This is a genomic window from Nocardioides sp. (assembly GCF_035697785.1).
GTDB lineage: Bacteria > Actinomycetota > Actinomycetes > Propionibacteriales > Nocardioidaceae > Nocardioides_B.
On sequence record NZ_DASSCL010000167.1, the window covers coordinates 17,122 to 27,616 of the forward strand.

The window sequence follows — 10,495 nt, forward strand, 5'->3', positions numbered from 1 at the left end:
CGCCGCCTGACTCGCGACCTGCACGTTCGCACGTCGTGCTCGCGGACGCACGAGGCTCGCGGCTTTCCCGGCATCAGCGGGACTGGACGACGTGGAGGTTGGTCGTCGGCAGTCTGCTCGCCCTGTGCCTGATGGTCGGGTTCGGCCTCGTCGTCGGTGCTCGCCTGGCCGAACGGCAGGCTCTGGTCGACGCGCGGCGGTACACAGAGATGCTGGGGAGCATGTTCGTCGACCAAGACATGGCCCTGGCCCTGTTAGAAGGTGACCGGAGCGCGGTGGCGTTCCTCGATGGCCAGTTTCGCGAACACTTGAGCCATGAGACCTCTCTGCGTCGGATCAAGGTGTGGTCGACGGACGGGGAGGTCCTCTTCAGCGACGACCAGGAGGAGATCGGCCGCACCTACCCGTTGTCGGATCACAAGCGTGAGGCGTTGGAGACCAACTCGACGGTCGAGGAGGTCAGCGACCTGAGCGACAGTGAGGGTCGCGCGGAGCGAAATCTGGGAGCTCAGCTGATCGAGGTCTACGCCCCGATCCCGGCGGCGGGCGGTCAACGCGTCCTGTTCGAGACCTACCTGAGCTACGACCGAGTGCTCGTGCAGCGAGACGCGGTGTGGCGCACGCTCGTGGGCCTGGCGTTGGTCGGCTTCGTCGCACTGGCCGCCGTGCAGCTGACGATCGGGCTGATGAATGTGCGCTGGCTGAGGCGCCGACAGCGTGAGGTCGATGAGCATGCACGTGCCTCCGCCGAGCGGGACCGGCGGCTGCTGGCCCGCAACCTGCACGACGGGCCCATCCAGGACCTGGTCGGCACCGCCTACGTCGTGGACGGTGCCAGCTCCGCGTTGGACACCGGAAACCTCACTCAGGCACGACATCTCTTGAGCGCCGCGTCCGGCTCCCTGAGGGAGAGCGTGCGGGGCCTTCGCGCCGGCATCGTGGAGCTGCATCCCCGTTCGATCCACCAGGTTGGCTTCGCGCAGGCATTGGACGACCTGGCGCAGCCACTACGGACCCGGGGGACGGTTGTCGACGTCGAGCTGGTGCCCCAGGACATCGACCACCAGCTCGCCGGCGAGATGGTGGAGGTCGCCCATTCCTGCGTCAAGGAGCTGCTTCACAACGTCCTCCAGCACGCCGAGGCTGACCACGTCCGCGTGACTCTCGCGCGCGGGCCGGACACGCTGATGATCCGGGTTCAGGACGACGGTTGCGGGCTGGACACGAACGATCCGGGGGCCGAGCAGGGACACCTGGGTCTGGAGGCGCTCGCCGACATCGCGATGGAGTATCGCGGCGCGCTCGAACTGTGGTCCGCACCCGGCGCGGGGACCGACGTGCGGATGGAGCTGGCGCTGTGACCGAGACGCGGCCAGCAGCCCGGACGCGAGTCCTGCTGGTCGACGACCATCCAACAGTGCTCCTCGGTCTTCGGGCAGTCCTGTCGGCCGCCGGCATCGAGGTGGTCGCAGCGGTCACCAGCGGTGAGAAGTGCCTGCGCGTGCTCGACGAGGAGGCGCCGGACGTGGTGGTGCTGGACCTGGGCATGCCCGGACGCGGTGGCTTGGAGACACTCCGGCTCATCCGCGAGGCGGCCCCGCGGACGGCGGTGCTGGTGCTCACCGCGAGCGCGGACACCAAGGACGTCAGCGAGGCCGTCCGGCTCGGCGCCTCCGGGTACCTCCTCAAGGACACCGAGGCAGAACAGCTGGTCGCCGGCGTCCTCGCGGCGAGCCGAGGCGACGCACCCCTCGATCCTCGTGTCGCCCGATACGTGATCCGAAACGTCGGCACCCCCGCACCCAAGGTCGTGCTCACCCGACGAGAGCATGACGTGCTTGGTCTGCTCCAGAAGGGATTCAGCAACAAGCTCATCGCCGAGCGACTCGGCATCCAGGAGAAGACGGTCAAGGCATACCTCAGCAGCATCTATGCCCACATCGGCGTACACGAACGAACCAGCGCCGCCATCTGGGCCAGGCACAACCTCGAAGACGTCTTCATCCGACGTTGACGGTGGGCCCGGTCAGTGACCGCCCGCCAGGACGGCGGTGTGCGGTCCAGATCCATCCGGACGTGGTCAAACCGCACCTGGTACTACGACGATCGCCCATGGTGCGCGCATCCGGGGGTGCAGCAGGCTCGGGCCGTCGGGCACGCGTGGGCCCGACCTTGACGAATTGGAGCGTTGGTATGCGGAAGGTATTCGGTCATCACCAAGGGGGATTGGTTCGTCGTCTGGCCGGGCCACTGGTCCTCGCACTCGGTGCGGCAGCGTTGACGGCGGGTGTCCTGGCTGCTCCTGCTGGTGCGGCCAAGTCGGACGGTTGTGTGGACGGTGGGTACCAGCTGGTCAACCTGTCGACCGGCGCCGTGGTGGCCTCCGCACCGTTCGTCGGCACCGTGCCCGCGGCCGCGCTCGGCGACCGGTTCGGCGTGCGGGGTCTCTACAACCAGTTCGACGTGCGCGGATCCGACTTCGCCGTACTCGACTACGCCTTCACCGGTGCTCCCAACGACGAGGACATGACCGGTGGCCGGTTCACACCGGTGTGGGCCAGCAAGGTCCCCGACCTGGAGGGCACCACGCTCATCAGCGACATCTCGGTGGAGCTCGGTGAGGAGGGGCTGAACATCATGCGCAGTGGTTCGGGCGACTCCATCAAGATCCAGGCGAAGGACTGCGCGCAGGGCGGCATCTTCCAGATGGAGCCCGAGCGCAGCGACGGCGGGCTCACCCGCATGGTGCACACCCTGGCTCAGCCTGCCGACCCGGCGATCAGGCCGTTCTTCTTCGACAACCCGAACTTCCGCGCGGTGGTCGGTCAGTTCCTCGGCGACGACTGCGTCAGCGTCGAGACCGGACCGCCGAGCACCTTCTGCGTCGAGGGCCGGACCCGGGTGAACATCGGCAACGACTTCTCACCCGACTTCGTCGCCCGGGACAGCTCTCAGGTGGCCGAACAGGTCCTCCAGCCCGAGTGCAACACCGCGGTCCCGGTGACCCCGAGCGTCGAGCACTGCGGCATGGTCTCGATCTGGGACGTCGCTAGCGGCGGCCGGATGGGCTTCGTGACCGGCGAGGACGCCGTCGAGCTGGCCAACCCCCCGACCGAATGTGTGCAGGACTGCCAGGCCCAGAACCAGGTGCGCGGCCGGCTGGCCGTGCTGGGCTTCCCGTTCCCGGTGCCCGCGGGCAGCCGGCTGACGCCGCCGACCTCCGCCGTTCTGGTGCCACAGCCCGTCACGCTTCCGAGCGGTGGCTCGCAGATCGCCGCCGGGTCGGCGCCGTCCACGCCAGCACTCCGGGCGGCCGTGTCCGGTCGCCGTGGCGGCGCCGTCACCGCGACAGCCCGGTGGCGTGCCCCGGCAAACGCTCGCGCTGCCGGCACGGTCCGCTACCAGGTCCGCGCGGTGCGGCTGGGCGCGAACGGCAAGGTGCTGGGTGAGAAGGTCTCGGCGAAGACGGGTTCGTCGGCGCGGTCCGAGAAGATGGTGCTGGCCCGCGGCGCCTACCGCTTCCAGGTCCGAGCGGTCAACGCGGCCGGTGCCAGCGACTGGACCGCGCGCTCCAACAAGGTCCGCGCCCGCTGAGCGGGTCCGCGCCGGTCAGCTGAACATTCCGGGACCCGGAGGGGAGCTCGGCGAACGCGATCGCGTTCCTCTCCGGACCCGGGATGTTCACCCGGCGCACCCGCGGCGTCGGTCTCGACAGTGAATAGCCCCGTCCCCTGCGTGAGGGGACGGGGCAGAAGACGCTTCCGCCCCTGCGCGGCGGCGCCTTCGGGACAGCCGGTACCCCGACCCGAGCCCTTCATGCCGCGCGGGGCAGACGATGCGTCCAGCCGATCGGTACGGACGCGGAACGGTCGGGGCCCGGACCCCACCTCGCGGGGCGACCCCGCCTGACGGGGGTCCCAAGCGGGGAGATCAGGCGGGGCCGCACCTCCACGCTAGAACCGGCGGATCGCGTCCTGCCACGGGCCTTGGTCGTAGTTCCTCCTCCGAGTTCTAGCGGGTCAGTCTCCACGTGTGCCTGGCCGGCCAGACTGAAGGCACGCTCGTCGGGTACTTCCAGGGCAGGTCGCAACGACGCGACCGGCTCTAAGAGGAGGCCTCCGGCATGGAGATCATCGGCGTCATCATTGCGGGCATCATCATCGGTCTGCTGGGGAAGTTCGTCGCCCCGGGGGACAAGGACAACATTCCGATCTGGCTCACCATCCTTTGCGGCATCGGTGGGGTGCTGCTGGGCTGGTACGTGTACGCCGCCTTCGGCGGGGGCGCCACTTCCGGGGTCGACTGGGTGCGCTGGGCCGTGGCGATCGCAGTCGCAGCGGTACTGGTCGTCATCGCATCGACGCTCACAGGTAGGAACACGTCCAGGACGTCGAAGTTGAAGTCGAAGCTCACCTGAGAGACGCGAGGCGGGTCATGCCGGCGTTGCACGTTGCACGGCCCGCGTCGCGATCTCGGTGAACGCGACCGCCAGGAGCAGGACCTGGACCACCTGGCCGATGTGACCCGCCATCGACACCAAGGGCAGACACCCGACGACGACGAGGAGAACGATCGGGACCCAGGGGGCAGCAACCCTCGCACGAAGCAGCGCAACGGCCATCAGCAGCACGCCCAGGTAGAAGGATCCCACCCACACGAACAGGACCATCACCACTTCGGCGTCCTCGAGGGCACGCGGTAACCTGCCCGGCCGCAGTGCCTCCTGGTCGGCGAGTGCCCGGACGAACACGAGCAGCGCCGCGTACCCGGAGCTGCCCAGCACCCCGACTGCCAACGTGGCCACCGCCGCCATTGCGAGGCCGCGTGCACGATCACGGAACGGGATCAGCAGGGTGGGCAGACCCGCCAGCAGGGCCACCGAGCCGATCAGGAGCGCGGCCGCCATCGCCAGCCAACGCCCGCCCGGCGCCATGGCGACCTCGAGCACCGCGGCGGCGTTGACGCCGGTCGGGTTCGGGTTGAGCGACGCGGCGAGCGTCAGCGCCATCGTCCCGATCACCAGGCATGACGCTGACCACGCCAGCAGACCGCCCCGTGCGTCGGCTCGCCCCGCGGCCACACCTGAAACGGTATGCCTGTCCCGGGCGGCATGTCATCGGCAGATCGACGGCCTTGCCCCGCGACCCGGGAGTCGCGACTATTCGGGCGGCCCGAACCAGCGCGAAAGTGCCTCCTCGAGCCCGTCATGGGTTCCATCTCCGACCCACGCGACGTAGCCGTCGGGCCGGACCAACACCGCAGAGGGAGCGGCGACCTGGCCGAGCACCGGTAGCTCCCAGATGCCGGCAAAGTCAGCATCGACCAGCTGCACCCGATCCGCCCACGGCGTGATGTCGAATCCACCGGCTTGGCCGAGATCGAGCAGGACCGGTCGCGCGTCCTGGAGCAGGGTGAAGACCCGGCAGGGCCTCCCGGTCGTGACCAGGTCCAGATCGGGCATGCGACGACCGAGCAGCGGGTGGCCCTCACCGAGTTCGTAGTGGATGTCGAGGCCGGACATCATGCCCGCGTACCGCTTGCGGGGCTCGTCCATGCTCAGGAGGTCGGAGACGGTGTCGCGCAACGCATCAAGACGCGCATCGCCGGGGCGGGTGAGGGCGACCTGCGCCATCGTGTTGCGCAGCACGCGGGCAGCCACCGGGTGGCGTTCGTCGTGATAGGTGTCCAGGAGGCTGTCCGGCGACACTCCCTTGACCACCTGGGCCAGCTTCCACCCCAGGTTCTGCGCATCCTGCACGCCTGTGTTGAGTCCTTGTCCACCCACGGGGGAGTGCACGTGGGCGGCGTCACCGGCCAGCAGCACGCGTGCCTTCCGGTACGTCGCGGCCTGACGGGTCATGTCGGTGAACCGGGAGATCCAGGTGGGACTGTGGATCCCGTAGTCGGTCCCGTACACGCCGATGAGCGCCTCGCTCAGATCCTCCAGGGTGGGTTCGCTCTTCTCCCCGACGTGCTGCTCGGTGACCATGATCCTGACCGGGCCGTGGTCGGCGAAGATCAACTCGCCGTCACGGATCTCGTACTCGACCCTGCCGATGCCGTGCTGACCGACGGCGTCCTGGCGCATGCCCAGCTCCGGCTCCTCGGCCATCTCGGCCTCGGCGATCAGGGCGCTGGTCGTCGGGTCCCACCCGGGGAACTCGATGCCGGTCTCCTTGCGGATGAGGCTTCGTCCGCCGTCGCACCCGACGACGTACTCCGCCCGCAGCGACTGACCGTCGGACAGCTCGACGTCCACGCCGGTGTCGTCCTGCGCGAGCCCGGTCGCCTCACGTCCGCGGTAGCTGGTGACGGCCAGCTCGTCGACCCAGCCGGCCAGGATCCGCTCGATGTGGTTCTGCCATAGCCCGAGCCCGTAGGGATGCCGCGTCGGAAAGTCGCTGATGTCGAACGAGACCCGAGCGAAGCCGGCGACCTGTGCCACCTGTCCCTCTGCGAGGAACCGGTCGGCGATACCCCGCTGGTCGAGGACCTCGATGGTGCGTGCATGCAGACCGCCGGCGCGCGAGCCGGGGAGGTCCTGACTGGCGCGCCGCTCGACGATGGCGACGTCCACCCTCGCCAGCGCCAGCTCCCCGGCCAGCATCAGGCCCGTGGGGCCTCCCCCGACGATCACAACCGCATGCTCGGTCACGGTCCACCCCTCCGACGTACTGCCTTCGAGTCGGCGATTCTGCGGCATGAAGGGGGTCTTGCAGCAAGCCCCCCTCCGCGGGTTACCTTGGAGATGCGAGGAGCGGTCGATGCCGTTCCCCTTCCTGGCGATACCGTGTTGCACATCCAGCGGCGGCACGGCACGGTGACTCCCGTGACCGACCCGACACGACTCCTCGCGGCCTACGACGAGCAGCTGCGCACCGACGCCGAGACGCCCAGCGCCGTCTCGGTCACCAGCCTCGGACCGCTGCGCCTGGTGACCTTCACGGGCGGCCGCGGCTTCGTCACGTACCGAGACCTCGACGGAGCGGACGAGGAAGCGATCCGCAGGCTCGTGCCGCAAGCTCTCGATCACTACCGCGCAGACCCGACCATCAACCGCATCGAGTGGAAGACCCGCGAGCACGACCACGCGCCAGGCCTGCACGAGGCGCTGCTCGAGTGCGGGTTCACGCGCGGCGAGCCCGAGTCGATCATGCTCGGCGAGGCGCGTGCGCTGGCAGTTGACGTGGAGCTGCCGGAAGGTGTCACGCTGCGCCGAGTCACCGAGGAGAAGGACGTCCGAGCGATGACCGCCATGGCGGCGGTGGCGTTCGGCGACCCGGTCTCGGACGACATGGCGGAGGCCCTTCTTCGCCGGCTGTCCCGCCACGACGGGATGGAGCTGTGGGTCGCCGAAGCGCACGGGCAGGTGGTCAGCGCCGGACGGCTGGAACCGGTTCACGGCACCGACTTCGCCGGCATCTGGGGCGGCGCGACCCTCGTCGAATGGCGCGGCCGCGGGATCTACCGAGCGCTGACGGCAGCCAGGGCCAGGTCCGCCCTGCGGATGCACAAGACGCTCATCCACAGCGACTCGACCGAGTACTCCCGCCCGATCCTGGAACGGGCGGGGCTGGTCAAGGTGTCGACCACGACGCCGTACGACTGGCGGCGCTGACCCAGGCCGGCCGCCGGGTTGCGGGATGCGGCTGGGTCGCGGCCACTCAGTCGAGACAGAACTCGTTGCCCTCGACGTCCTGCATCACGAGGCAGGACTCGTTGACACCATCGGCACGCAACAGCCGCACGCGAACCGCGCCGAGCGGGATCAGCCGTGCGCACTCGGCCTCGAGTGCGGCCAGGCGCTCCTCACCCACCAGCCCGGTGCCGACCCGCACGTCGAGGTGCAGCCGGTTCTTGACGACCTTGCCTTCGGGAACGCGCTGGAAGAACAGCCGCGGCCCCACACCCGTGGGATCGATGCAGGCGAACGCCGAACCCTGCCTCTCAGGCGGCAGCGCGCGATCGAAATCGTCCCAGCTGGCGAACCCCTCCGGCGGAGGCGGTACGACGTACCCCAGGACCTCGCACCAGAAGCGGGCGACACGCTCAGGTTCTGCGCAGTCAAAGGTGACCTGGAACTGCTTGACCATCGTCATCGGTCCACCCTAGGGGCGCGGGAACTGTGTCCACGACCCTCGGAGCCGGCTGCCACGCGGAACCGCGTGCGAGACTTCCGGAGATGAACGACATCCTCACTGCTGGCCGTGCATTTCTCGACCGCGAGGGGCGCCTGATCGAGCGTCGCCTGGCCGCCGTGCTGTTCGATGACGCCGACCCCGCAGGGGCCGTCGACGCCGTGCGGGCCTACCGCAACTCCGATGGCGGGTTCGGCCACGGGCTCGAACCCGACAAGCGTTGCCCGGACAGCCTGCCGATCGATGTGGAGCGAGCGTTCGACGTCCTCATGACCGCTGCAGAGAGTCCGCGGTACGTCGAGACCCGCAGGCCCCTGGGCGACAGCGAGATGGTCCGTGAGGCGTGCGACTGGCTGGGCTCCGTGGCGCACCCCGACGGTGCGGTGCCGCTGGCCTTTCCGGTGGTGGCCGACTACCCCCACGCGGAGCACTGGTCCGACTGGGCCTACGCCCCGGGGCTGAACCCGACCGCCGGGTTGGCGGGCCGACTTCACAAGATGGGCGTTTCCCACTCCTGGCTCGCAAGCGCCACCGACTGGACGTGGAAGCGGCTCGAGGCAGGCTTCGACGAGGACGCCCACACCCTGGTGGAGGTCCTGGAGTTCCTCGCACACGCTCCGGACCGGGCTCGCGCGGACTCGGTCAGTGCACACGTGCGCGACTGGCTGCCTGGTCTGAGGTGGTTCAGGGCCGACCCGTCCGACCCCGCGTACGGCGTCACGCCTCTTCACTTCGCGCCGTCGCCCGACAGCCCGTGGCTCGACCTCTTCGACGAGGCCATCATCGGTGGGCACCTCGATCGCCTGGCTCGAGACCAGCAGGACGACGGGGGCTGGCCCATCACCTGGACCCCACCGGGCACCGCCTCGACCATGGAGTGGCGCGGAATCGAGACCCTCCGCGCACTCCGCACCCTGGCGGCATTCGGGCGACTCTGACGTGTGTGGCCCGGTCACCGCCCGGGCCACGCCCGCAGCGGCATGCGAGAGTCTTGGCGTCGCACGATGCCGGTCGCGGAACGGTACTGTCGCCGGATGGCGGGTCAGGGACTCCGGGGGAGGCTGGGCAACGCCGCGGGCGCATTCACCAGCAACGCCCGGAACCCGATCTACGGCGGGCCTGGCGTCTGGGCGTGCCCCTCTCCGCGCCGCCGACGTCGTACCGCCTCCGCTGGGTGACGAGGCACGCCGTGTCCGGGCACAGGAATCTCAGTCGGCCGACTCGTCGAGCCAGGCCAGGGGACCCTGGCCGCTGCCGCGGGTCGGGGTGTTGGGGTGTCCGTCCGAGGAGACGGTGGCGATGCCGGGTCCGCTGGTGACCGCGACGCGGGACCCGTCCGGCGACCACGCGAACCCGTGCGTGACCAGCATGTAGTCGTGGTAGATCTCGTCGAAGCTGTAGGGAGCCTCGGCTCTGCCGGACTCGACGGCTGTGGTGAAGGAGCCTGACCAGTCCTGAGGAGGAACGGCCGCGCACTCCCTTCGCCGTTCGATCACTTGCACGGCCCGGAGGTGCGGACGATCCGTCTAGCCAGTCCGCGCGATTGCGGCATGAGCCCCGAGGGCCTGAGATCGGCCCTTTCGGGTGATGGCGCCTAGAAGGACGGTTGAATGGGTACGCGGTTCCCATGAAGTTGTTGAAAGGTGCGGCTGCTTTCAGCGCCGCCAAGATGGTCTACGACCAAGCCCGAAAGCCGGAGAACCAAGCGAGGCTTAAGTCAGCCGTTGCCAAGGCAAAGGAAGCTCGTGCAGGTCGCCGGAAGTAGCGACCGCGACATGTCGAGCCGCCCAGCGGGGTAGAACGCCTTCCAGCGCGCAACCGGCGGTCATGTCGGCTAGCGCCCGGGCCAGTGCTGCCGTTCATCCACCCACTTGCGGTCGTCCCGCCACACGACGAGAAGCGCAACCAAGAGAGAAGCACAGATCAGCACCAAGACGCTGATCTGTAAGGCTTCAAGGATTGTGCGCACACTCACTAGTGTGCTCCCTGTTGATGTGAGTCAGGAGCAGTATCAAGACCCAGAGCCCCTGTAGGGCAGATTCCCCGATGGTTCTACGGTCTCGACGTCGAGTTCCCTGGCAGCCAGGAGGTCTTCGATCAGCCCAGGGGTGCCGGCGATGCCGGTCCAGGGGAGGTCGATCTCGGCGCGGCGAACCAGGCATGGTCGGCCGGCCACATCAGGTTGGGGCTGTTGAGACCACGCGGCTTGCCCGGGACTAGGTCTGCGGCGCCCCACTGTCCGGCCTGGCGCAGCGGACCCCGGACAGCAGGTAGTCACGCGCCGGGATGCTCACGCGTGGACCGGTCAGCACGTCTGGTGGGAACGCCGGTGGAATCCACCTGTCCACCTCACGCCC

10 protein-coding genes are annotated in these 10,495 nt (G+C 69.0%); 6 read left to right on the forward strand and 4 right to left on the reverse strand.

All coding sequences use genetic code 11. The features are described from left to right. Window positions 1-98 precede the first annotated feature (98 nt). The 4 genes from VFH10_RS17550 (at window position 99) to VFH10_RS17565 (ending at window position 4,417) form a co-directional block, all read left to right on the forward strand. Window positions 99-1,361 carry a sensor histidine kinase gene (locus VFH10_RS17550; RefSeq protein WP_325130907.1) on the forward strand — a complete coding sequence of 421 codons (1,263 nt, stop codon included), beginning with the start codon at window positions 99-101 and terminating at the stop codon, window positions 1,359-1,361. Continuing rightward, window positions 1,358-2,014 carry a response regulator transcription factor gene (locus VFH10_RS17555; protein ID WP_325130909.1) on the forward strand — a complete coding sequence of 219 codons (657 nt, stop codon included), beginning with the start codon at window positions 1,358-1,360 and terminating at the stop codon, window positions 2,012-2,014. The genes VFH10_RS17550 and VFH10_RS17555 overlap by 4 nt, the downstream gene beginning before the upstream one ends. Before the next feature lie 317 nt (window positions 2,015-2,331). Beyond that, window positions 2,332-3,594: a hypothetical protein gene (locus VFH10_RS17560; RefSeq protein WP_325130911.1), complete on the forward strand. Its 1,263-nt coding sequence runs from the start codon at window positions 2,332-2,334 to the stop codon at window positions 3,592-3,594. A gap of 529 nt (window positions 3,595-4,123) precedes the next feature. Then, window positions 4,124-4,417, forward strand: a complete 294-nt coding sequence (locus VFH10_RS17565) for a GlsB/YeaQ/YmgE family stress response membrane protein (protein WP_325130913.1) — start codon at window positions 4,124-4,126, stop codon at window positions 4,415-4,417. A 15-nt stretch (window positions 4,418-4,432) separates the two neighbouring features. On the opposite strand, the gene VFH10_RS17570 is transcribed toward VFH10_RS17565, so the two are convergent. Beyond that, the gene (locus tag VFH10_RS17570; RefSeq protein ID WP_325130914.1) at window positions 4,433-5,080 is read right to left on the reverse strand and encodes a hypothetical protein; all 648 of its coding nucleotides are present in this window, start codon (window positions 5,078-5,080) and stop codon (window positions 4,433-4,435) included. A gap of 78 nt (window positions 5,081-5,158) precedes the next feature. Then, complete coding sequence (locus tag VFH10_RS17575) at window positions 5,159-6,655, reverse strand: FAD-dependent monooxygenase (RefSeq protein WP_325130916.1); 1,497 nt, start codon at window positions 6,653-6,655, stop codon at window positions 5,159-5,161. Between the two features lie 174 nt (window positions 6,656-6,829). On the opposite strand from VFH10_RS17575, the gene VFH10_RS17580 reads away from it, so the two are divergent. After that, window positions 6,830-7,618: a GNAT family N-acetyltransferase gene (locus tag VFH10_RS17580; RefSeq protein WP_325130919.1), complete on the forward strand. Its 789-nt coding sequence runs from the start codon at window positions 6,830-6,832 to the stop codon at window positions 7,616-7,618. Between the two features lie 46 nt (window positions 7,619-7,664). On the opposite strand, the gene VFH10_RS17585 is transcribed toward VFH10_RS17580, so the two are convergent. Then, complete coding sequence (locus VFH10_RS17585) at window positions 7,665-8,093, reverse strand: VOC family protein (protein ID WP_325130925.1); 429 nt, start codon at window positions 8,091-8,093, stop codon at window positions 7,665-7,667. A gap of 89 nt (window positions 8,094-8,182) precedes the next feature. Here VFH10_RS17585 and VFH10_RS17590 point away from each other — a divergent pair, with 89 nt between their 5' ends. Continuing rightward, entirely contained in the window at window positions 8,183-9,076 is an 894-nt protein-coding gene (locus VFH10_RS17590) for a hypothetical protein (protein WP_325130921.1), read from the forward strand. 270 nt (window positions 9,077-9,346) lie between these two features. Here VFH10_RS17590 and VFH10_RS17595 read toward each other — a convergent pair whose 3' ends face one another. Beyond that, window positions 9,347-9,640 (reverse strand): hypothetical protein, encoded by a 294-nt coding sequence (locus VFH10_RS17595; protein ID WP_325130923.1) that lies wholly within the window; start codon window positions 9,638-9,640, stop codon window positions 9,347-9,349. Between the last annotated feature and the right edge of the window lie 855 nt (window positions 9,641-10,495).

Bases quoted from the DNA above. Each gene is read 5' to 3' on its own strand.
- VFH10_RS17585 (WP_325130925.1), bottom strand. From the start codon at position 8,093: ATGGTCAAGCAGTTCCAGGTCACCTTTGACTGCGCAGAACCTGAGCGT.
- VFH10_RS17565 (WP_325130913.1), top strand. From the start codon at position 4,124: ATGGAGATCATCGGCGTCATCATTGCGGGCATCATCATCGGTCTGCTG.
- VFH10_RS17590 (WP_325130921.1), top strand. From the start codon at position 8,183: ATGAACGACATCCTCACTGCTGGCCGTGCATTTCTCGACCGCGAGGGG.